Source organism: Archangium lansingense (assembly GCF_026626635.1).
Taxonomy (GTDB): Bacteria; Myxococcota; Myxococcia; order Myxococcales; family Myxococcaceae; genus Archangium; species Archangium lansingense.
The window spans coordinates 1,773,167-1,796,193 of the sequence record NZ_JAPNKA010000001.1 but is presented as its reverse complement, the minus strand read 5'-3'; the positions used below and the strand labels follow the sequence as shown (position 1 = coordinate 1,796,193).

Below are 23,027 nucleotides of genomic sequence, written 5' to 3'. Positions count from 1 at the left end.
TCACCCGTTGCGCACCGTGATGAGGATGGGCGGGCTCTTGACGACCGTGCGGGTCGTGCCCTCCACCCTGACGGCATGGGCTCGGAGCTCGTACGAGCCGTCGGCCACGGCGGTCGTGTTCCAGACGACGGCGTATCCGAACCCCCGGTTGACCGTCGAGCCCACCTTCGTCGCCGTCATGGAGCCGACCCGGTTGACGTGGTACTCGACGCTGGTCACCCTCGCCGGGTCCGGCACGTTGGTGGCCAGGGCCACGGCCGGGCCACCCACCGTCGACCCGTAGGCCGGTACGCGCAGTTGCAGCGTCGGCCACGCCAACGCGCCCCGGTCGACGGGTGCCGGGGCGGTGGGCACGCCGATGGCGGCGGCCACAGCGGCCGACAGCGGGTCCCCGCTTGCCCGGGCCGGGCTACTGGCCAGCAAGGAGAAGTCGCCGGCCGCCGCGTCGACGAAGAAGGGGTCCGCCGCCTGATCAAAGGCCAAACCGTGATCCTCGGTCGCGGTGAAAGCCTGCACCGACGCCAGGCTGGCGTGGTCGACGTGGAAGGGGCCACCCTGGGCCGCCGGGCGGGGATGGAGCCATCCGGCGAACGTCGGCGGCGTGGGCGGGCCGCCGGCGGCGGTCGGCCGGTGGTAGCCGTTGTGATCCATGGCGGTGATGAAGGTGTCGGCGGGCACCCGAGCTGCCAGGTTCGCGACGCCCGTGGAGGAGTTGAACAGCCGCCGCGAGCCCGCACCGCCGGTGAGGTTGTTCCTGATCACCACGTTGCGGGTCCGCCACCGCTCGACGCACCCCGTCTGAGGGGGACAACCGGGTCGTTGCAGATCGAACACGACCAACTCGGCGCCGAACAACTCACCGGGTCGGGTGTCGGCGTTGCCGTACAACGTGTTGTTGTAGATCTGCACCCCGTCCGCCCCGCCGATGGACAACCCGGCTTCGGTGTTGCCGGTCAGCACGTTGGAAGCGATGATCGCCCGCTGCGAGACCTCGTAGAAGATGCCGTTCCCGATGTTGTTGCGACTGACGTTGCGGGTGATGGTGGCGTCGGCGCAATCCAGGTCACACCAGAAACCGCTGCCGTCGTTGTGGTCGAAGATGTTGTCCCGAACGGTCAACGGCGAAGTGGAGGTGATCTTGACCCCGGCGGCGCTCTCGGCCTCGCCACCGGTCAGGGTGTCGTGCAGACCCTCGGTGTTGTTGCGGAAGACGCGGTTGCCGTCGAAGGTCAGCCCGCCAGCGGTACCGGTGATGTTGGCGCCGACAAAGCCGTTCTCCGCGAGCAGGTTGTCGCGGATCACCGCGCGGGTGGCCTTCACCGCGGTGAGGGCGGTGGAAGCGGATCGCGTGATGGTGTTGTTCTCCACCCGAGTGTTCGAGACGTTGTCGAGCAGCACGACACCGCCCTTCGGCGGGCGCTCCGTCGACTGCTTCGCCGTCTGCTGCTCGGAGGCGTAGTGCTTGAACCCGAGCCCCTGGATGACGGTTCCGCTACCGCCAGTTCCCGGACCAAAGCCCGAGACGTGCAGGGCCAGGTCGCGATTCGAGGCCTCGATCCTGGCACCGGTCGGCGAGTCACCGATGTAGAGGTGTCCGAGCGCGGTATCGACGAAGAACCGACCGGGGCCCACCTCGGCGAGGGTCCTCACCTGGCGCAGCGGTTGATCATTGCGGAACACCATGTCCTGGGCACCGGCCATGGGATAGGTCGGGTTGTTCAGTGAAGGGTGCTTGCAGAACGGGTCGCTGCCGCCGTCGGTCGGTCGCTGGCAGAAGCGGGTGGTCCACCCGGTGCGGCGCCAGCGGTTGGTCCCAACCGAGGACCAGCCCGTGACCATGACACTGCCCTTCATCCAGACCTTCTCGCCGCGGTGGGGCTGGATCGTGACGGGGAAGTCGATGGTGTAAGCGCCGCTCGGGCCCGCCGCCGCGGCCCCTTCTTCGTAGGTGCCGGCCCGCAGGACGACGGTCGCCGGTCGGGGGCCCGCCCTGGCCACGGTCAGCGCTCGGCCCAGGGTCTTGAACGGCGTGGTTTTCGAACGCCCATCGGCGGCGTCGTTACCGGTGGTCGAGACGAAGTACACCGACCCGACTGTGGGCACCGGGTAGTCGACGTTCTTGGGGTTGGGTTCGATGGTGGGCGCCTGAGCCATGGCCGGGTCGAAGGGCGCGAGGTTGTCAGCGAGTACCGCGGGGACGGCGACACTCACGCCGCCATCGACCGCAGCGGTGCCGTGGGCGGCTGTGCTGGCGACCACGGCACCGAGCAGGCTGACGCCCAGTGCGGCGGCGCTGGCCGTGGACTTCAGGAGCTTCATCATTGAGTACTTCTCTTTCGAGTACTTCTCTTTCGGAACTTCGTAGTCCTTCACTCAGATAGACGAGGCCCGAAAGAAGTGTGACGGCTTGCATACGGCTGCACGCCTTCACCTTCGCCTCCAATCACTTCCACCTGCTGTGCAATACCTGCGATCCAATCTCTCCAGGAAGGTGGGCAGGCTGGTGGACTGGAGTAGAGGCTTCTCCCGGCGCACGCGACGCAATAGGAGCCGACGGAATATTCGCGAGGTGCCCGGGTTCCCGGCCGGCCGCGAATACACCCCACCGTCCCGCCTCGGAGCCTTTCGTGAAGCTGTCTCTCCTGCTGCTCACCTGCCTCGTGTCCCTGCCCTCCTTCGCCCAGGGAAGTCCCAAGGACACCGCCGCCGCCCGGCAGCAAATCACCACCGTCGTCGACGACTTCCGCGAAGCCATCATCCAGAAGGACCGGAAGAAGTTTCTCGGCCTGTTCCTGCGTGGGGACATCACCTGGCAGTCCGTCGATGGAGACGAGCTCCTGAAGCGCCGCCGCCAGAAGAACCCCAAGGCCACCAGGCTCTCCATCGATGCGCGGCAGAACCCGACGACGTTCATCGATGAAATCGTGGCGGACGCAGAACGTAGCGAGGAGAAGTTCACCAACGTCCGCATCGACACGGACGGCACCATCGCCTCCGTCTCCTTCGAGTTCACCTTCCACCTGGGCGACCGGATCATCAATCGTGGCCAGGAGAGCTGGCACCTGGTGAATACGGACTCCGGCTGGAAGATTGCCTCCGTCATCTGGTCCAACAACTAAGAGGGTGTTGAACAGGGGCGGTCAGGCAAGCCGGCGTAGCATGAGCTTTATCATGCCCAGGTGGATGAAAGCTTCGGAAGACTCCTCCTTGCGCTCGTAGTCCTTGGACAGACGTCTCTCGCGATTGAGCCAGCCGAAGGTGCGCTCGCCAATCCAGCGCTTGGCCTGCACGACGAAGCCTCTGTCCTTGTCCGAGCGTTTCACCACCTCGAGGTTGATGCCACTCTCCTTGGCCACCTTCTCCACCTGTTCCCCCTGGTAGGCTCCGTCTGCCCACGTCTTCTGGAGCATGGGGTACTCCTGCGCAGCCATGGGGAGCACGGCTTGGACCGCATCCCTGTCCTGCACATCCGCCGTCGATATCCACGCCACCAGCACCAGGCCCAACGTGTCCACAAGCAGGTGGCGCTTGCGCCCCTTTACCTTCTTGCCTGCGTCGTAGCCCTTCGTTTCCGCCTCTTCCGTTGTCTTCACGCTCTGGCTGTCGAGGATGCTCGCGGTGGGTTGTGCCTTTCGGCCGGCCTTCTTGCGCACCTTGACTCTCAGCGCGTCGTGTATCCGTTTGAGGGTTCCGTTCTTCTTCCACAGGTCGAAGTAGTGGTAGACGAGCTGCCAGTCCGGCAGGTCGTGCGGCATGTAGCGCCACTGCGCCCCCGTGTGGGTGATGTAGAGGATGGCGTTCACCACCTCCCGACGCGGATGCAGCACCTCCTGGGGTCCGCACTCGCTGGCCCGGACAAAGGGCTCCACCAACGCCACTGCTCGTCGTTGAGGTCGGTGGGGTACGGCTTCCTGGCGGGCATGGGAAGGTCGCTCATGCCTCTTGAGGTAAGGACGCCTCCCCGAGGGCACAACTTGCCCGGTCATATCCACGACCCTACCTTTCTGGACGGTAACCAGGAGGTGGTGCGGCAGCGGACGTGGCGGCAGCGGCAGAGCAGGAGTCGTCCACCAGCGTGGTGGTCGGTACGGGTGCGTGCGGCATCAGGCGCATGCACTTCGTGCCCCGACCGCGAACAGTGGGCCATTGTTCGGAGCGATCAGTCCGCCCAGTTCAACAGCCTCTAAGCCCCACGCCCAACATGTCCTTCCACTCACCGTTGCTCTGGATTCTTGCCGTCGCGTACCTTGGCTTCGGTTCCAAGGCGCTGGGCGCGCCGCAGGGCACACCAGCCCACGCGGCGGCGGAGCGGATGCCGCTACAAGGCCGGGGGGCCGCAGCGCCCAGGCGGCCGGAAGGGTAGCGCCCACAGCTCGCGCCCGGTGACGCCGTCGTCCGCCGCGAAGAAGAGGTCCCAGCCCGAGCGGACGAAGATGCCCGGCGACGAGGACGCCGGTCCCGGAGCGATTTCGTCCAGAGGCGTGGCGCCGTCGATGCCTCCGTCATGCATCCATGGCTCGCGTCCACGGCCGGTGGTGTCGGCGCTGAAGAAGAGCCGCGTCCCATGGCCCACCAGCCCCTCCGGCGAGGAACCCACCGGCCCCAGCTCGAAGTCCTCCAGCAGGAGGGTGCCGATCTCCGTCCCGTCGCTGCGCCACAGCTCGCGGCCGTGCACGCCGTCGTCCGCGGTGAAGAAGAGGAAGTCCTTGAAGACCGTCAGTCCGCGCGGCACCGAGCCCTCGACACCCGGCCGGAGGTCCTTGACGAGCACCGTTCCGGACACTGTTCCGTCGCTGCGCCATAGCTCGTCGCCGGCGTAGTCCGGCTCATCGAAGAGGGTGCCCCGTCCGGAAGCGAAGTAGAGCTGCCCGTGGAACGCGGCCAGATCGTGGGGATCATCAGGGAAGAAGCGCAGGCGGCGCGTGCCCGCGGGCGAACCATCCGTCACGTAGAGACTCCATTCTGGTTCGTCGTTGTTGTGGATGAAGAACAGCCGGTCGCCCACCGCTGTCAGCGTGCGGATGGAGTTGTCCCTGACGAAATTCAGTAACTGGACGAAGCCGTCAGCGGTGCCGTCCGTCCTCACCAGGATCACGCGAAAGGTTATGTATTTGATGTAGAGGAAGTCGCCCGCCACGGCGAGCTCGTAGCCGGAAGCCGTCAAAGCATCCGGGGTGAGATTGTGCACCAGGCGCGTGCCGCCCGACGTGCCATCACTGCGCCACAGCTCGCGACCGTGCACGCCGTCGTCCGCGGTGAAATACAGCCGCCCTTTGAACACCGTCAGGTTCCTGGGGTCAGAGCCGATGGCTCCAGGCTGGATGTCCTTCACCCTTCTCGTCCCAGAGGGCGTGCCGTCCGTCTTCCACAGCTCGCGGCCGCTCGTTCCATCGTCGGCCACGAAGAAGACAGTATCCCCCACTCGGGTGAAGAGCGTCGGGTCCGAGCCCGCCGTCCCCGCGCGGAGATCCTTCAGCAGCCGCGTGCCGTGCCCCTCACCACTGCTGGACCAGGGCTCGCGGCCGTGAGTGCCATCATCCCCAGAGAAGACCAGCACGTCGTCGGCGTGGATCAGCCCCTCCGGGCTGGAGCCAGGCGGCCCCGGGTAGATGTCCTTCACGCGCTTTGCGGTGAAGCCGCAGGGTGCCCACGAATCCGTGCGGGCCTCGGCCTGCTCGACCGCCGCCTCGCCCGTGCCCCTACCCGCGATTTCCTCGTCCGGGACTGCGCCACCACATCCCGCGAATGCCACGACCGCGACCGCAGATGCCAGGATGCGCGACATCCTTTGCTCTCGTGCTCCCATGTCCCTGGATCCTCGCTCTGGCCACGGTCCCCAGGCAGTGGCCGGAGGGGAAGGTGGTCAAGGCCACGCGAGACCCAAGCCGTGCGCGGGTCGGACTCGAGCGTTGACACGGCACCCATCCGAGGAACAGCCCTTGTTCAAGCAGCGTATGGGAGGGATGGGAGCCCTGTGGAGGGAGAGGACTGGAGGCGAGGGGCCGAGGAGGGCCACTGACGGGAGTCCCCCGGGCTGTGCGCCAGGCCGGTGGAGAGGGTGTGCAGCCCCCTTTGGGCACACGCCGACCCAGGCGGCCCATTCTCCAGGAAGGACGCAGCAGGGGAGAGGTCAAGCCGCGGGTGCCTCGCCGAGGGTTACATACTGTCTATTCGCATCAGGTTGGTCGGATAAGACCTTGCCCAAATGGTCATAGAGCGGCAGGCATTGTTTGTAGCCGCCGTGTTCCTCGATGAACTGCTTGCAATTGACGACCCGGACGTTCGGGGAGTGCCGGACAATGCTAGCGGGGTCTTCGGGACCGTCCAAGCCCAGGGCGCGGTCGAATTCCGCTGCCCTGTACCAACGCTCCAGCACCGGATCCTTCCTGGAGTGGAAGACGAAGAAGAACTGGCAGGCCTGCGTGGCGGTGTAATGCTTTTCGCCGTATTGGATCGATTCATTGTCCACGGCGGCAGCCGTCGTGAACAGATTACGTACCACCGGCTTGTTCGCCGGCTGCTTCATCGTCGGATCCGACAAGGCCAACAGGGCCACGCGACCTCCCATGCTGTGGGTCATGATGTCGAACGCGGTGGCCTCTTCGCTCAAGACCCCCAGCCACGAGGCGACGCGGCGCGAAATGGCGCTGGCCTTGCGCCTGGCTGCAAAATAGTCGAGCGGGTCGTCGCCGCCAGGCCAGCTGTACCCGAGGATGTGGTCGTACTGCGTTCGGGTTCCCAGGTTGCTCGTCAGCATCTTCTCGATGATGGTGTAGGCACGGACGACATCGTCCTCCTCGCTGTTGTAGCCGTGGATGAGGAGGAGGACGCGCTTGCTGCGCAACACATTCCGGAGCTCATCGGTGCTGACCTTCTGGCCGAGCGAATCATCTGTGAGATCGACGTCGCGGATCTCGTCTGAGTCGGATAGCTCGGTGCTGCTCCAGAACTTCTCTCTCGAACTGATCATGTACATGGCATCCTCCGAGGGACTGGCTGAGCGCGAACGTCCCATGGCTCTCATCGAGCGGGCATGAGGCAGCCAAGATGGAAACCTCGGCAGGGGAGCGACAGCATCCCACCTGTCCATTCCGACTGTTGACGGCTTGGGACTGCCTGGCGCGCAACCCGGAGGAAAGTGCTCGCCATTGAATGATGAACCAGTCCTCTCCGGCGCTTCGCGCGGGAGTACGGGACGTCCTCGAAAGATGACACGGGCAAACACGAGTGGCTGGACTTCAACCTGGGCAAGGACGCGCAGGTGAACCTCTTCACCCGGGGGGTGGAAGCAGGCGTCGAGTTCCTGTGAGGTATCCCAGCGCTGCGATTCCTGTACTCACAGGCCTCCGCAGGTGCTCGCTCGGACGGCGCCTCGCGTTGCCCGAGCCCTCGACGGCTCCTAGCTTTTCCATGGTGGCCCATCGAGCCGCCGACGCAGTGAAACGGGGGAGCTATGCAAGGCAAGGCGGGCCAGCAGGGCGAGCAGGAGCTCTCTTCCATGACGGGGGCCTCTGTGAAGGAGTCCGACTTCGGGGATTCCCTCCTGGAGCAGGTAGCGCGGGTCCCACAGCCCTTCAAGCCGCTGCTCGGTGAGAGGCTGGGGGGCAAGGACGGCCGCCGGTTCGAGCTGCTGGAGCAACTGGGCCAGGGCGCCATGGGGCTGGTGTACCGTGCGCGAGATGAGGAGCTGCAGCGCGAGGTGGCCCTCAAGTTCCTGCTCCCCCGCGAGGAGGTGGCCAGGGAGCGCATGGTCATGCTGCTCCAGCGGGAGGCGAGAGCCATCGCGCAGCTCAATCACGAGAACATCATCCGCATCTTCGATGTGTCGGAATGGAAAGAGGGCTCCAGGGAGCAGCCGGTGCCCTTCCTGGTGATGGAGTACCTGCACGGTGAGTCGCTAGAGAAGCTGCTGCGGCGCGAGCGGCCGGCGCTGAAGCGGGCAGTGGAACTCATCGGCGGTGTCGCGGCGGGGTTGGCGCACGCGCACCAGCAGCATCTCATCCACCGCGACCTCAAGCCGAGCAATGTGTTCATCACGAGCGAGGGCACGGTCAAGCTGTTGGACTTCGGCCTGTCGTACGTGATGGCCGCCAGCTCGCCCGCCGTTCCGCTCCTGCCCACGGCGGGGACGCCGCCATACATGGCTCCGGAGCAGTGGCGCGGAGAGCCGCAGGATGAGCGGACGGACATCTGGGCCTTGGGAGTGATGCTGTACGAGCTGCTGACAGGAGCGCCGCCCTACCCGAACACCTCGCTGCAAGAGCTGAGGGAGCAGGTGACCTCGGAGGAGCCGGTCCCCTCGGTGCGCCAGCGCCACCCGGAGCTGCCCGAGGAGCTGGAGCGGCTCGTGAGTTCGGCGCTGGCCAAGCGTCCGGAGCGGCGAATCCCCTCGGCGCAGGAGTTCCGCGAGGAGCTGCGCGAGGTGGAGGAGCGCCTGGGGTTCCGGCGCGAGGCGCAGCGGGGCACCGAACCCCAGCGGCGGCACATGACGTTGGTGGCGTGCCGGCTGGTGGTGATGGCGGACCAGCTCGATTCCGAGGACTTCGGCGAGCTGGAGTCCGCTTTCCTGAAGAGCTGCTCCGAGATCATCCAGCAGCACGGAGGCGTCATCACCCTGGCGCTGGGTGACGAGGTGCTGGCCTGCTTCGGCCATCCCGTGGCGCGGGAGGAGGACTCGGCGCATGCGGGCCATGCCGGGCTTCAGCTGGTTCGGGGCGTCCCGGAGGCCATCCAGCGGCGGTTTCCGCGCCTGGCGTCCTCCAAGCTGGCGGTGACCGTGGGCGTGCATACCGACATGGTGACCGTGGACCGTCGCTCCCAGGGGCTCCAGGGCAGCGGGCTCGTCATCCAGGGCGAGGCCCCCAAGATCGCCTCCTGGCTGGCGAGGCAGGCCTCGCCCGGGACGGTGGTCCTCAGTGGCAAGACCTGGCTGCTGCTGCGCGGGGCCTTCGAGACCGAGAAGCTCGACTCCCGCGCCTTCGCGGGGTTGACGAGGACCTCGAGCATCGACCTCCACCGCCTGCTCCGGGAGAGCAAGACCGCGTTCCGGTTCGACCGGGCGCTGGCGACCCACGGCCTCTCGCGGCTGGTGGGGAGGGAGAATGAGTTACGACGGCTCCTCGAGCTCTGGAAGCAGACGCGGCAGGGGCAGGGCAGCTTCGTCCTGCTCAGCGGGGAGGCAGGCATCGGCAAGTCTCGCCTCATCCAGGAGCTGCGCCGCCGGGTGAGCCTGGAGTCGAGCCCCCGCCTGCGGTGCCAGTGTTGGCCGCAGTCCAGCGCCAGCGCCTTCCGTCCCATCATCGACATGCTGCAGCACCTCTTCCAGGAAGAGCTCCTGGACACGGCGGGCCCCCAGGGGCGGATGGGGGCGCTGGAGAAGCGGCTGGCGAGGCTCGGCCTGTCCGAGGAGCACGTGCAGATGATTGCCTCGCTCCTGTCACTGCCGGTGCCCGAGAACCTGCCCTTCCACCAGTTCTCCCCGGAGCGTCAGAAGGCGATGCTCTTCGAGGCGCTGGTGGACCTGCTGCTGCGGGTGACGCGGGCTCACCCGGTGCTCGGTGTCGTGGAGGACCTGCACTGGGCGGACCCGTCCACGCTGGAGTTGCTGGGCTACGTGCTGGAGCACACCGAGGGGACCCGCCTCCTGCTGCTGCTCAGCGCCCGCCCGGAGTTCCACCCGTCCTGGCCTCAGCGTCCGTGGTTCCACCGGATGACGCTGGAGCGGCTGTCCGCGGAGAGCACGGAGACCCTGATCAAGGAGGCGGCCTGGGCCCGGCCGCTGCCGGAGGAGACGGTGCGGCAGCTGGTGGCGAAGACGGACGGCATCCCGCTCTTCGTGGAGGAGATGACGAACATGGTGCTGGCGCGGGGGCCCGCCACGGGAGAGCTGCCAGCCTCCATCCCGGCGAGCCTGCACGAGTTGCTGCTGGCGCGGCTGGACATGCTGCCCTCCCGGCAGAAGGCGCTGGCGCAGCTGTGCTCGGTGGTGGGGCGCAGCTTCACGCACGCGCTGCTGGAGGCGCTGACGCAGCGCCGCGGGGACTCGCTCCGGCGAGACCTGGAGGAGCTGGTGGCCGCGGGGCTGCTGGAGCGGCAGGAGGAGCACGCGGAGCCCGGGTACCAGTTCCGGCACGGGCTCATCCAGGACGTGGCCTGTGAGTCCCTGCTGCGCAGCACCCGGCGGCGGCACCACCTGCGGATCGCCCAGGTGTTGGTGGAGAAGTTTCCCGAGGTGGCGGAGATGAGACCCGAGGTGCTGGCGCACCACTACACCGGGGCGGGAGAGTACGCGCTGGCCATCCCCCAATGGACGCGGGCGGGGATGCACGCCAGCCTGCACTCGGCCAACCTGGAGGCCATCAGCCACCTGAAGCAGGCGCTGAAGCTGCTGCGTGGCATGCCGGACGCCGAGCGCCGGAGGGGCGAGGAGCTCCAGCTCCTCATCACCCTGGGCATCCCGCTGGTGCAGGTGCAGGGCTACCACACGCCCGAGGTGGAGCAGACGTACGCGCGGGCCCGGGAGCTGTTCCAGGAGGTGGGCGAGGCGCTGCCCCAGCTGGAGCTGTCGTACTGGGGGCCCTTCGCCTACTACTTCGCGCGGACGGAGTACTCCATGGCCCAGGAACTGGGGGAGCGGCTGGTGGACCTGGGCCACCGTCAGCACAGCCGGGAGCTGCTCGTCCTGGGTTACCGGATGGTCGCCTCGTGCCTCTTCATCCATGGGCGGATGCGGGAGGCCCGGGATTACATCGAGCGCGCGCTGGCCTGCTCGGACTTCACGCTCGAGGAGCACCGGGCGCTGGCGGTGCGGCACTGGCTCAATCCCCGGGTGTCGGCGCTGGCCTATGCCGCCTTCGTCCTCTCTCCGCTGGGGGAGGTAGAGCTGGCCTCGCGCTACAGCCAGGAGGCGCTGGAGCTGGCCGAGCAGATCGGCCACCCCCACACCCTGGCCTTCGCGCTGAACTACCTGGCCCTGGCCTGCCAGCTCCGCCGGGACGCGGCGTGCGCCCTGAAGTGGGCGGACCAGTGCATCGCCCTCTCCAACGAGCACCGGTTCCGGCTGTGGTCCGCCTGGTCGACGCTCGTCCGGAGCTGGGCGCTGTCCGAGCTGGGGCAACCCCAAGAGGGGATGGCGCTCATGCAGCAGGCGCTCGCGCACTGGAGGGCCTCGGGCATCCCGGCGGGCATGAACTACAACCTCGCCCGGCTGGCGGAACTCCACCTGAAGCTGGGACAACGGTGGGAGGCGCTGGCGAACGTGGACGAGGCGCTGAAGCTCGTGGAGCAGGAGCAAGAACACTATTTCGACGCGGAGCTGCACCGGCTGCGGGGAGAGATCCTCCAGAAGCTCGGCTGGGAGGAGGAGGGGCGGGAATGCTTCGTCCGGGCCCTGCGCATCGCCCGCGAGCAGGGCTCACTCACCTATGAGCGCCACGCGAGGGAGAGCCTGGAGCGCGGGCATCCGGGGGAGTGGATGTCCGAGCAGGCGCAGCAGTCCTAGCGGAGCCCCGGTCCCTGCTTGCTCTCGCAATGCCGCGGTGCCACTGTCCTCGGTCTGGGCGACCGCCGCGACATCAATCGCGACGGCGTGAGCGACATCCGGGACGCCCGCGCACCGCGGCAAACGCGCTGAAAGAACCCATGAAACGCCGACGAGTTCCGGCCGTGGCCGCGGTCATCACCGCAGCCTATTTTGTGCTCAGTATCGGGGCAGTGGCATCCTTCGCACTGGGACCGCCGCGCTGGCTGGAGCAATGCCTGAGCGTGCTGGCGGCGCCCGCAGTGCTTCTGCTGCTGGTGTGGAATCCCATGCTCCGCCCGCTCGGCTTGACTTCCGGCGAGTGGGTCGCCGTGCCGAGCTGGCCGGCTTGTCTGCTGATTATTGCCATCTACGCAAGCCTGGTCTACGGCCTGGCCAGGCTGCTCTGCGGCAAAGCGCGCGGCTGATCCATCTCAACCCGCCGGCCGAAAAACAGGCCTCGGGAACCTCTGGCTCCTCCCGGTGTCTCTGCGGCGACACTCGCGAGAGGGAGCATGGCCATGACACAGGTTCGCCGTCAGCCAGGAGCGATTTTTCTAGTCGCACTCATCATGGGACTCGCCGCGCGTGCGGCTCCCGCGGCCGAGGGCACTCCGGAGCTCGTGGAGGCCACTCCCGATGCGCGACTCGCGACGCTCTGCCGCGTCTGGGGCGCGGTGGAGCACTTCCATCCCGCCCTGCCCTCCCGGGACATCGACTGGGACGCGGCGCTGGTGGAGACGGCGCCCCGGGTGATGGAGGCCCGCTCCCCCGAAGCCCTCTCCGAGACCCTCCAGGGGATGCTCGGCGGACTCGGTGACCCGGTGACGCAGGTCGCCCGGCAGGCACCGTCCGCCCCCGCTCCGAGCGCGGGGAGCACGCCCCTCTCACGGCAGGTGGGGGACGTGCTGGTGGTGGACCTCGATCGCCGCTTCGGGAACTTCCAGGAGCTCTACCTGGCGGTGTCCTCGCTGGGCCCCGAGCTCGCGAAGGCCCGCCGCGTCGTCGTGGACCTCCGAGCCAGTGGTGCCGACGAGGCCATCTGGATGGACCAGGCCCTGGGCTTCCTCGCGGGCGCGCTGCCCTCCGAACCGGTGACCGGCCCGGGTGAGCGGTACCTCCAGCACTCGGGCTACCGGATTCAATTCGGCGCCACCTCGGGCGGCTACGGCACCACGATGGACCTGAAGCTCGCCGAGGGCTTCGCCTCCGCGCCCGGTGCCCTCAAGCGCTCCGTGGCCTTCCTCGTCAACGCGCGCACCCCGCTCGTTCCGTTGCTGCTGGCCATGGTGGGCTCCTCGTCCCGCACCTTCCTCGTCGCCCAGGGAGCGCTCGACGAGAGCTCCGCCGTCAAGACGATGGAGTTGCCCCTCGCGGGTGGCCACCGCGCCGTCGTGCGCACCTCCGAGCTCGTCTTTCCCCAGGGCTCACAGGGCCTGCGCGCGGATGTCACCGTGCCCGCGAGCGCCGACGAGGGAGAGCAGGGCCCCGCCATCCAGGCCGCGCTGAAGCTCGTCCGCACGAGCAAGGCGAAGACTCTCGCGCGCCATGCCACACAACGGGCCGGAGTGCCCACGTGGCACGCGGAGGAGACCTACGCGGACCAGGAGTACCCATCCCCTGGGCTCAGGACGCTGGCCATCTGCCGCTTCTGGAATGTCATGCGCTACTTCCACCCCGACCCGAAGGCGCTCGGCGACTGGGACGCGGTGCTGCCCGAGTTCCTCCGCAAGGCCCGCGAGGCCACGGATGCCCGCGCCTACGCGCTCACGCTCTACGAGCTGTCCGCCCGCGTCCATGACGGCCACATCTTCCTGGCCGAGCGCGGCACCGTCTTCCGCACGCTGGGCGAGGCGACCGCTCCCATCCTCCCGCGCTACGTGGAGGGCCGCCCCCTGATGACGGAGCTCCTCGATGCCAACGTGGCTCGCGAGGCCGGGCTCGTCGTCGGAGACGAATTGCTCACCGTGGATGGACAGCCCGTGGAGGAGCGGGCCGAGTTCCTCCGGCGTCACCTCGCGGCCTCGACGCCCGCCGCCCTCTCGCTGAAGGTGGCGGAGATGCTGCTCGCCGGACCGGATGGCTCGCAAGTCTCGCTGCGCGTCAGGTCCGCGGATGGCAGGCAGAAGGAGCTGAAGCTGCCCCGCTCCCGCGCCTTCCTCGCGCCCTTCCGGAAACCTTCCGCCGAGGGCGAGCCCTACCGGAAGCTCGAGGGCAACCTCGGCTATGTCGACCTGCGGTTGCTCCGGGTGGAGCAGCTCGATCCGATGCTGGAAGCCTTGAAGGGGACTCGCGGCATCATCTTCGACATGCGCGGCCAGCCCCAGAGCACGGCGTGGGCGCTGGCGCCCCGCCTCAACGTGAAGGGCGCCAGGCACGCGGCGGTGGTCGCCCGGCCCCTGGTGTCCTCCGGCCAGCGCCAGGAACTGCGGTTCTCCGACACGGAGATCTCCCAAGCCACCCCACCGCGCTACACCGGCCGTACCGTGATGCTCGTGGACGAGCGCGCCTCCAGTCAGGCCGAGTACACCGCCATGATGCTCCAGGCCGCCGCGGGCACCCGGCTCGTGGGAGCGCCCACCGCGGGCGCAGTGGGAGACACCACCAACGTGTGCCTGCCCGGGGCCGTCTGCGTCCTCTTCACGGGCCAGCTCCTGCTCTACCCGGATGGCCGTCCGGTGCAGGGCGTGGGAGTCACTCCGGATGTGGAGGTGCGGCCCACCGTGAAGGGCATCCGCGCGGGACGGGACGAGGTCCTCGAGCGGGCGATCTCAACGCTTCGCGACTGAGTCGCGAAGGGCACGGCCCTCACATCCGGGAGGAGCCCCCGTCCGACTCGCGTCCGTAGGAACATCCCCTCTCCCTCTGGGAGAGGGTCAGGGTGAGGGTCTACACGCAGGGACTATCCTCACCCCCGCCCTCTCCCAGAGGGAGAGGGCGCTTCTGCTCAGAAGTTGAGCCCGAGCCTCAGCATTCCCATCGGTCCGGCGGCGTTGGAGGCACGCGGCATGTAATAGCCGCCCAGCAACGACAGCTCCGCGATGCCGATGCCGTAGCCCACCATCGCTCCGCTCATCAGCTCGAACTCACGGCCCGGGTGACGGCCCGCCTTCTCCGTCTCGAACTCGTGCTGGTAGCGCGCGTTGAGGCCCACCACCAGGTTCTCCATCAGCAGATAGCCCAGCCCCAGGTGGCCCTCGACATCTCCCTCCGGGCTCGACAGCTCGCGGCCTACCGCGAAGTTCGCCGTGGCCAGCACGTTCCCGAAGCGCTTGCCCGCCGCCACGAACGCCTCCGCCTCACCACCCGTCGACTGGAAGCCCTGCTGCTTGTAGCGCAGGCCCGCCGACATGTTCAGCCCCTGCTCCCCCTGCCGCAGGAACTGGTACTTCGCCTGAGCGCTCGGCGTGAAGCCATTCTCGGTGTTGCGCAGCTCCGCGCCTACGCGCAGCGACAGGCCCCGCACCACCACCAGCTCCACCCGCTGCGAGACGCCGTAGCCCATTCCCTCGCTCGACGTGGCCTGGCCCGCGGTCTCCGCGCGCACGTACGTGGGAGGAGTCGCCGCACTCTCCGAGAGCGGGAAGAAGCGATCCATGCTGGCGCGGTTCTCCTCCGTAGCGTCCGCCGGCTCTGCGAGGGCCACGGGGGTGAGCAACAACCCCGCGGCCAGGGTGAGAAAGCGAGCCGCCCCGGCACTCGGGCGCACGCTCATCACGGGGGAACCACGCTCCTGCGTCTTCTGCTGGTGTCTCTGGAACATCGCAACCGCCTCCAAGGGGGAGCCCCGGAGGAAGCACGCGGTATGCCAGACAGCGGGAGCCGCGCTCAGGCCTTGTCGTCCTTGTCCTCGGCGCCGCCGTAGCGTCGGCCCAGCTTGCGATAGATGGTTTTACGGTCCACGCCCAGGATGCGCGAGGCCAGGGTGCGGCTGCCCCCCACCGTCTCCAGCACACGCTGGATGTAGCGGCGCTCCATCTCCTCGAGTGAAACCAGCTCGGACACATCATCCCCCTGAGCGCGGTGACTCGGGGCGCGGTAGTCGCGGATGCGCTCGGGCAAATCCTCCACGGTGAGCTGCTCGTAGGAGGTGAGGGCCACGGCGCGCTCGATGCAGTTCTGCAGCTCGCGCACGTTGCCGGGCCAGGAGTAGGCCAACAGGCGCTGGGCCGCTGCGGGGCTGAGCCCCACCACGCGCTTGCCGCTGCGGACGGCGAATTGCTCCACGAAGCGCTGGGCCAGCATCAGCACGTCATTGCCGCGAGCGCGCAGCGGGGGCAGCTCCAGGCCGATGACGTTGAGCCGGTAGTACAAGTCCTCGCGGAAGCGCCCCTCCTCCACGGCCAGCTCCAGGTCGCGGTTGGTGGCGGCGACAATGCGCGCGCCGAAGGGCAACTCCGAGTCGCCTCCCACCGGACGCACCGTGCGCTCCTGCAGGGCCCGGAGCAGCTTGGGCTGCAGCGCCAGGGGCATCTCCCCCACTTCGTCCAGGAAGAGGGTGCCGCCATTGGCCTTGATGAAGAGACCGGTGCGCGCGGCCTTGGCATCGGTGAAGGCGCCCCGAGCGTGGCCGAACAGCTCGCTCTCCAGGAGCTGCTCGGGCATGGCCGCGCAGTTGATGGCCACGAAGGGCCCCTCGTTGCGCCGGCCGCGGGCGTGCAGGGCCCGAGCGGCCACCTCCTTGCCCGTACCGCTCTCCCCGGTAATCAGCACCGAGGTGTCCGAGTCCGCCACCCGGTCAATCAACTCGTACACCCGGCGCAGCGCCGGACTCTCCCCCACCACCCGCCCATCCGCGGACACATCCCCCAGGGCCTGGCGCAATCGGCGCACCTCCTCGCGCAGCGCCCGGTGCTGCACCGCCCGCTCCAGCACCAACACCAGCGCATCCACGTCCACCGGCTTGGTGACGAAGTCGTACGCCCCCGCCCGGATGGCGGCCACCGCCGTCTCCAGGGTGCCAAAGGCCGTCAGCACCACCACCGGAATGTCCGGACGGTTGAGGACGATGCGCTCGCACAGCGCCAGCCCGTCCATGCCCGGCATCCGCAGGTCCGTCAGCACGGTGTCGAAGTCCTCCTCCCCCAACAGCGAGAAGGCCTCGTCCGCGCTGCCCCGCCCCGTGGGGACGAACCCCCGGCGTGCCAGCCCCTTCTCCAACAGCGTGCGCATCTCGCGCTCGTCCTCGACGACCAGGATGCGGCCCTTCGTCGCACTCATGCCTCGGCCTCCTGAGGCCCGCGGGCCTCGGGTGGAAGGAAGATGGAGAAGCAACTCCCGCGCCCGGGCTCGCTGCTCACGGATATCCATCCTCCATGGTCCCGGATGAGCCCGTAGGAGACGGACAAGCCCAGGCCCGTCCCCTCGCCCACGTCCTTGGTGGTGAAGAAGGGCTCGAAAACGCGCGGGAGCGTCTCCGGGGAGATTCCCTCGCCCTCATCCACCACGTCCACTCGTACCCACTCGGCCTCGGGGCCGCCCAACTCCACCGGAGGCAAAGCGCGCGCACGGCCCAGCCGCACCCGCAGCGTCCCCGGGCGCTTCATCGCATGGATGCCATTGACGACCAGGTTGGTGAGCGCCTGCTGAATCTGCCCGCCGTCCACCTCCAGGAGCAGCGGCCCCTCGGCCTCGCTGGCGAGGATGATGCCGCGCCGCGTCGCCATCGGGTGCAGCAGCTTCAGCGTGCGCGCCACCAGCTCGGCCAGGTCCTCCGGGGCCCGTTGAGGCGTGCGCCGCCGGGCGAAGTCCAGAAGCTGGCGGATGATGCCCGTCATGTGCTGCACCTGCTGGGTGATGATGAGGGCGGACTCCTGCGTCTCGTCTCCCTCGGCCTCCCCGGAGGCAATCATCTTCGCCCGGCCAAGCACCACGTTGAGCGGAGTGCCCAGCTCGTGGGCCACGCCGGAGGCGAGCTTCCCCACCGTGCCCAGCCGATCCGCGTGCCGCAGGTGCTCGAGCGTGGCCAGGCGCGCCGCCGTCTCCGCCGTCACCTGCGCACGCGCGGCCGCCAGTCCACCCGCCATCTGGTTCATCGCATCGGCCAGGGTGGTCAGCTCGTCCTGCTGACGCAGGTGCACCCGCGCCTCCAGGTCTCCCTGGCCGATGCGCTGCGCCAGGCCCACGAGTTGCTCCACCGGACGGCCCACCAGCCGCCGGCCCATGGCCATGGCCACCACCAGGAAGGCCAGGAAGATGGCGCCGGTGGCCACCGCGGCGCCCACCACCGTCTGGCGCAAGTGCAGGTGCTGCTCGGTGAGGGGCTCGGCGATCTCAATGAGCCCCTGCCTGGAGCCGAGGCTCACGGGGGTGAAGGAGCGCAGCACGCCCGGCAACGGTCGCTCGTCCACGAAGGAGATGTCCCGCCCCGCGAGCAGCTCCGCCCGTTGCTCGGGCAACAGCGTCGCCACTTCGGGAGAGTCCAGCCAACGCCAGCGCAACTGCACCTGCTCCTGGAAGCGGTTGGCCTGCGACAGCAGCGTCAGCGCCTGCTCCTCACCTTCCAACTCCCAGGCCCGGACGAAGGAGCCTCCCAACGTGTGGCCGAGCAGCCGATGATCATGCTGCATGTCCTGAGCCGAGCGGGCCAGCTCTCGCCGCACCTCCACTGTCTCCAGCCCCGCGATGACCACGAAGGCGAGCAGCACCAGGGCGAAAACGAGCTTCCGTGCGAGCTTCATGCCACCTTCCACAGCACGCCCGCCCCGTCCTGTCCAACCTGTCCGATAGCTAGGGGCAGAATGCCCCGTGGGGCGGAATGTCCCGAGCGCCCCCCGCGGCGCCCTCCTAGCGGCGGATGGAACCCCGACGCATCCCGTGCCGTCTCGTCGCACGGGACCGTCATACCGGTCCATCCCCCCAGGAGAAGCCATGAAGAATGCTCGACTCGCCGCCCTGCTCGTCTCGGGTGGGCTCTGCACCGCCACCAGTGCATCCGCCCAGGCCCCCACGCCGGCGGAGGCCACCCCGACCGCCAACTCCCAGCCTGCCCCGGCCCAGCCGGCCGCCGCACCCGCCGTGGACGATGGGAACTTCTTCCGGTTCTACGGCATGTTCAACCCGCGCTTCGTGGCCTCCACCGGCGCGATGGAGTCCTTCAGCCAGCCCAACGCGGTGGCCGTCACCGCCGCGGGCAACCCTGTCCTCTCCGTCGCTCCGGACAAGGCCCGCTACACCTTCCAGGTCGCGCAGTCGCGCGTCGGCTTCTGGCTCAACGAGAAGGGGCCCCTGCGGGCGCAGCTCGAGATCGACTTCGTGGACTTCGCCAAGTCCACCCCCACCACGGCCAGCCTGCCCCGCGTCCGCATCGCCCGAGTGGACTACTCCTTCGCTCCCGGCCACCAGCTCTCCATGGGTCAGGACTGGGATCTCCACGCCCCCCTCAACCCGCACGGCATCAACCTGGTGGGGGCCCTCTTCGAGTCGGGCAACTCCGGCTTCATGCGCCAGCAGCTCAAGTACGTCTACAACGCCCCGGACTTCGAGCTGGGAGCGGCGGTGGGCTTCCCCACCCCGAACAACACGGCCAAGGCGGCGTCGCTGGAGATTGGAACCCTGCCCACCCTGGCGGTGCGCGGCGCGTACAAGTTCGGCAAGAGCAGGGTGGGTGCATCCGCCATCGCCACGCGGCTGCCCTTCAACCTGGGCGAACCGGACGAGCGCATCAGCAACGCCTTCGCCGCGGCCCTCTTCTCCGAGCTCGCCCCCAGCGCGAACACCCAGGTGCGGATGGAGCTCAACTTCGGGCAGAACGCCGCCAACCTGGGCGTGCTGTCGCTGGCGCAGGGCCGGCTCTCCGATGATCTCCAGGAGGTGGGTGGCTACATCTCGGTGCGCCAGAGTCTGACGGACCGGCACGCCGTCTACGGGATGGCGGGTTACCAGAAGGTGCTGGACGCCTCGAAGGTGCTGCCCAGCTACGGCTATGGCGCCCAGTCGGGCGATGGCACGCCGCCGGCCTTCAGCAGCGCCACCCTCGCGAGCAACGGACCAGGCCTGGTGCACAACGGCACGGTGCGCCTGGGCTATGAGTTCAGGCCCGCCCAGAAGCTGGCCCTTGTGCTGGAGGGATTCCTCTTCCAGTCGCGCTTCAGCCTGCTGCAGATGGACCAGGGGCGGACCGGGTCGGAGCGCACGTCGCTGGGCCTCGAGGCGGGCGCACTGCTCAACTTCTGAGACAGGCGCCGCCCCGGAGTGCGGCCTCACCTGCACGGACGAGCCGGAGGGCCAGGCTCGTCAGTGCTCCGCCTCCACCACGAAGTGCTCGTTGATGTGACGGTCGTCCGAGGCGTGCGAGACGCGGAACTCGTAGCGCCCGGGCTTGTGGATGCGCACGCGCAGCGGCTGGGCGGACGGCCCGGTCTGGGCCTCGAACTGGTGCAGGCAGCGATTCCCCTCGCAGCTCACGAGCTGCAGGGAGGGGAGATGCTCGGCGTGGTGCTCGTGGAAGTTCATCTCGGCCGGAGTCTCCATGTGCACCATGGCCATGCCCTTGGGGTGCGCGTCGATGCTCCAGGGGAGCTCGACCCAGCCGAAGCCATCCTTGGGAAGCTGGATGGACACGTGCCGGGACGGAAGGGACTCGCCCGAGACGAACTGAGTGTCATTGCCGCCGTCGAGCTGGACCGTCACCCCCAGCATGAGCGCCCCCGTCAGCACCGCCCCCGCCAACACCCGGAGCCCGGCGGAGGAACGCCAGGGCGCGTGTTTGGGAGGCGGCGGGGAGCGCTGCGGCAGGGCCTTGCTGGACTCGGCCGCCTGGAGCGCCGCATGAATGCGGAACCGGGCCTGTTGCGAGGGACGCTCGGCACGGAACGCCTGGATGGCGATGCGGGCTTCGTCGGGCAGCGGCGGCAGCTTCGTTTCATCGTCCTTGCTCACGGGCTTCCTCCTGTGCGCGCGACGCACGGCTGTTGGTCCAACTCGGCCTGGAAGGCTGTTCCCAGCTGAGCCCGTCCCCGGGAGTGGCGGCTCTTCACCGTCCCCACCGGCAGCCCCAGGATGGAGGCTACTTCCTCGTAGCCCAGCTCTTCCACGTCACACAGCAACACCACCAGCCGGTACTTCTCGGGCAGCGAGTGCAGACAACGCAGCAGCAGCGCCGATTGCTCCGACTGGCAGGCCTGGGATTCCGGGTCCGGATGCTCCACCCCGCCCGTGAAGAGCGCGCCGAGCACCGAGGACGCCCCCTCCAGCACGCTGTCCAGCAGGGAGCGGCGCCGGGCGGCGGACCGCCGACCCTCGATGAACTGGTTGCGGATGATTCCGCACAGCCAGCCAAAGAAGGAGCCGTGCCCCTGGTAGCTGTCCCGGTGGAGGTACGCGCGCACGAGGGAGTCCTGGAGCAGATCCTCCGCTTCCTCCCGGTCTCTGCACAGCGCCAGACAAAACCGGTGCAGCCGGGGCATGAGCTCCTCCACTTCGGTCTCGAAACGGGCCTGCTCGTTATGGGCCACGTTGCCCCTGCCTCTCCCACCCCCCGCCGTGACCTCCATCCACCTGGCCGCCTGTTGTCCCATCCCTCTGCCCGCTGGGTGTGCCGTCCCTTCCGGCCCCGCGAGCACCTCGCCTCTTCATGGTGTCCTCTCTCGAGATGGAATGAACCGTCAGCTGGTTCCCGCGCATCTCGATTTCTTGGGGTTCGAGCCAAAGCGCCGTGAAAACCAACGGATGCGAGCCCTCGCCCGTCCGCATGCCCAACCGGAGTGCGAACGAGCGACGGAGAAAAAATCCAGCGCTGGAACCGGCGCGCAGCTTGTCCCGTCCTCGATGCGTCCGATGCAGAAGTCCGGCGATCCCCTTCGGACCGCCGGCTTGTGTGCACGAGGAGTATTCAATCCAATGCAATCGCCCTCCACGCCGTCTCCCGAGCAGCGTCCCAGCCAGGCGGACACGTCGACCTGGAAGAGTGACCTCGTCTCAGGCTTCCTGGTCTTCCTCATCGCGCTGCCCCTCTGCCTGGGTATCGCCATGGCGAGTGGCTTTCCCCCGGTCTCCGGCATCCTCACTGCGGTGGTGGGCGGCGTCCTGGCCTCATGGCTGGGGAGCGCCCGGCTGACCATCAAAGGTCCAGCCGCGGGTCTCATCGTCATTGCCATCGGCGCTGTGCAGGAGTTGGGCCAGGGGGACATGTCCCTGGGCTACCGCCGAGCCCTGGCCACCATCGTGGTGGCGGCGGTGATACAGATTGTTTTCGCACTGATGCGGGCCGGGAAGCTCGGGGACTTCTTCCCCTCCTCGGTGGTGCACGGGATGCTGGCGGCCATCGGCGTCATCATCTGCTCCAAGCAGGCCCACACGCTCCTGGGCGTGGCGCCGAAGAGCAAGGAGCCGCTGGCGCTGCTGGGCGAGATTCCCCAGAGCCTGGCGAGGATGAACCCGGAGATCGCCCTCATTGGCGTCATCAGCCTGGTGTTGCTCTTCGGGCACATGGCGCTGTCGAAGCAGGTGGCGTTCCTCAAGCGGGTGCCGGCGCCCCTGCTGGTGCTGCTCGTCGCGGTGCCGCTGGGCCTCTACTTCGACCTGGACCACGAGCACACCTTCACCTTCTCCCAGAGCGTGTACTCGGTGGGCCCCAACTTCCTCGTCAATCTGCCGGGCAACCTGCTGTCCGCCGTCACCTTCCCGGACTTCTCCGTCGTCACCTCCGGGGCCTCGCTCAAGTACATCGTCATGTTCGCCCTGGTGGGCAGCATCGAGTCGCTGCTGAGCGCCAAGGCAGTGGACATGTTGGATCCGCAGAAGCGCCGCTCGGACCTGGACAAGGACCTGCTGGCCACGGGCGTGGGCAACCTCATCGCCGGCCTCATCGGTGGCCTGCCGATGATTTCGGAGATCGTCCGCAGCTCGGCCAACATCGGCTACGGGGCGAAGAGCCGGCTGTCCAACTTCTTCCACGGCCTCTTCCTGCTGCTCTTCGTCACCTTCGCGCCGATGCTCATCCATCGGATTCCGCTGGCCGCGCTCGCCGCGATGCTCATCTTCACCGGCGTGCGCCTGGCCTCGCCGAGCGAGTTCGTGAAGACGTTCCGCATCGGCGTGGATCAGCTCACCATCTTCAGCTTCACGCTGGTGGTGACGCTGGCGACGGACCTGCTGGTGGGCGTGGCCGCGGGCATCGTCCTGAAGCTGGTGATGCACCTGCTCAACGGCGCGCCGTTCGGCGGCCTCTTCCGGCCCGTCATCGAGGAGCATCCGCACGCGGAGGGCGTGGTGCTGCGCGTGCGGCAGGCGGCCGTCTTCAGCAACTACCTCAAGCTCAAGAAGCAGATCTCCCGGCACGCCCACGCGAAGCACGTGGAGCTGGACTTCGAGCACGCACGCCTGGTGGACCACACGGTGATGGAGCGGCTGCACGAGCTGGAGGATGAGTTCGCCCGAGCGGGGCGCCACCTGCGCATCCGCGGGCTCGAGCAGCACCGCGGCCTCTCCGCACACCCGCTGGCCGCGCGCAAGAAGCTCCCCGGTACCACCCCCATCGGCGCCCAATAATCCTGAGACAGGAGTTCTT

General features: G+C 68.2%; 15 protein-coding genes. 6 read left to right on the top strand and 9 right to left on the bottom strand.

The features are described from left to right. Positions 1–2,322: a right-handed parallel beta-helix repeat-containing protein gene (locus tag OV287_RS07255; protein ID WP_267533255.1), complete on the bottom strand. Its 2,322-nt coding sequence runs from the start codon at positions 2,320–2,322 to the stop codon at positions 1–3. Between the two features lie 305 nt (positions 2,323–2,627). Between OV287_RS07255 and OV287_RS07250 the strand changes: the two genes are divergently transcribed. Beyond that, entirely contained in the window at positions 2,628–3,119 is a 492-nt protein-coding gene (locus OV287_RS07250; RefSeq protein WP_267533254.1) for a Cif family virulence factor, read from the top strand. A gap of 21 nt (positions 3,120–3,140) precedes the next feature. Here OV287_RS07250 and OV287_RS07245 read toward each other — a convergent pair. The 3 genes from OV287_RS07245 to OV287_RS07235 all read right to left on the bottom strand — a co-directional run bounded on the left by OV287_RS07245 (position 3,141) and on the right by OV287_RS07235 (position 6,976). Continuing rightward, positions 3,141–3,937, bottom strand: a protein-coding gene (locus OV287_RS07245) for an IS5 family transposase (RefSeq protein ID WP_267533253.1) whose coding sequence is annotated in 2 segments (ribosomal slippage) — positions 3,141–3,874 and positions 3,874–3,937 — 798 coding nt in all. Because the reading frame shifts where the segments join, the coding sequence is not laid out codon by codon here. Positions 3,938–4,318: 381 nt separating this feature from the next. Next, positions 4,319–5,785, bottom strand: a complete 1,467-nt coding sequence (locus tag OV287_RS07240) for an ELWxxDGT repeat protein (RefSeq protein WP_267533252.1) — start codon at positions 5,783–5,785, stop codon at positions 4,319–4,321. A gap of 345 nt (positions 5,786–6,130) precedes the next feature. Continuing rightward, positions 6,131–6,976, bottom strand: a complete 846-nt coding sequence (locus OV287_RS07235) for an alpha/beta hydrolase (protein ID WP_267533251.1) — start codon at positions 6,974–6,976, stop codon at positions 6,131–6,133. A gap of 522 nt (positions 6,977–7,498) precedes the next feature. On the opposite strand from OV287_RS07235, the gene OV287_RS07230 reads away from it, so the two are divergent. The 3 genes from OV287_RS07230 (at position 7,499) to OV287_RS07220 (ending at position 14,307) form a co-directional block, all read left to right on the top strand. Further along, positions 7,499–11,500, top strand: a complete 4,002-nt coding sequence (locus OV287_RS07230; RefSeq protein WP_267533250.1) for a protein kinase domain-containing protein — start codon at positions 7,499–7,501, stop codon at positions 11,498–11,500. A gap of 164 nt (positions 11,501–11,664) precedes the next feature. Next, positions 11,665–11,946, top strand: coding sequence for a hypothetical protein (locus tag OV287_RS07225; protein WP_267533249.1), 282 nt, complete (start codon positions 11,665–11,667; stop codon positions 11,944–11,946). Between the two features lie 93 nt (positions 11,947–12,039). Beyond that, positions 12,040–14,307, top strand: coding sequence for a S41 family peptidase (locus tag OV287_RS07220; RefSeq protein ID WP_267533248.1), 2,268 nt, complete (start codon positions 12,040–12,042; stop codon positions 14,305–14,307). A gap of 158 nt (positions 14,308–14,465) precedes the next feature. Here OV287_RS07220 and OV287_RS07215 read toward each other — a convergent pair whose 3' ends face one another. The 3 genes from OV287_RS07215 to OV287_RS07205 form a co-directional block, all read right to left on the bottom strand. Continuing rightward, a complete protein-coding gene (locus OV287_RS07215; RefSeq protein WP_267533247.1) occupies positions 14,466–15,281 on the bottom strand; it encodes a hypothetical protein in 816 nt (271 codons plus the stop codon). A 65-nt stretch (positions 15,282–15,346) separates the two neighbouring features. Continuing rightward, complete coding sequence (locus tag OV287_RS07210; protein ID WP_267533246.1) at positions 15,347–16,738, bottom strand: sigma-54-dependent transcriptional regulator; 1,392 nt, start codon at positions 16,736–16,738, stop codon at positions 15,347–15,349. Continuing rightward, on the bottom strand, positions 16,735–18,198 hold the full coding sequence (locus tag OV287_RS07205) for a sensor histidine kinase (protein ID WP_267533245.1): 1,464 nt from the start codon (positions 18,196–18,198) through the stop codon (positions 16,735–16,737). Before OV287_RS07205 ends, OV287_RS07210 begins: the two co-directional genes overlap by 4 nt. Before the next feature lie 190 nt (positions 18,199–18,388). Between OV287_RS07205 and OV287_RS07200 the strand changes: the two genes are divergently transcribed. Beyond that, positions 18,389–19,693, top strand: a complete 1,305-nt coding sequence (locus OV287_RS07200; protein WP_267533244.1) for a hypothetical protein — start codon at positions 18,389–18,391, stop codon at positions 19,691–19,693. 60 nt (positions 19,694–19,753) lie between these two features. On the opposite strand, the gene OV287_RS07195 is transcribed toward OV287_RS07200, so the two are convergent. Both OV287_RS07195 and OV287_RS07190 read right to left on the bottom strand, forming a co-directional pair. Continuing rightward, on the bottom strand, positions 19,754–20,398 hold the full coding sequence (locus OV287_RS07195) for a hypothetical protein (RefSeq protein WP_267533243.1): 645 nt from the start codon (positions 20,396–20,398) through the stop codon (positions 19,754–19,756). Next, positions 20,395–20,973, bottom strand: a complete 579-nt coding sequence (locus OV287_RS07190; RefSeq protein WP_267533242.1) for an RNA polymerase sigma factor — start codon at positions 20,971–20,973, stop codon at positions 20,395–20,397. The genes OV287_RS07195 and OV287_RS07190 overlap by 4 nt, the downstream gene beginning before the upstream one ends. 385 nt (positions 20,974–21,358) lie before the next feature. On the opposite strand from OV287_RS07190, the gene OV287_RS07185 reads away from it, so the two are divergent. Further along, positions 21,359–23,008 carry a SulP family inorganic anion transporter gene (locus OV287_RS07185; protein WP_267533241.1) on the top strand — a complete coding sequence of 550 codons (1,650 nt, stop codon included), beginning with the start codon at positions 21,359–21,361 and terminating at the stop codon, positions 23,006–23,008. The last annotated feature ends 19 nt before the right edge of the window (positions 23,009–23,027 follow it).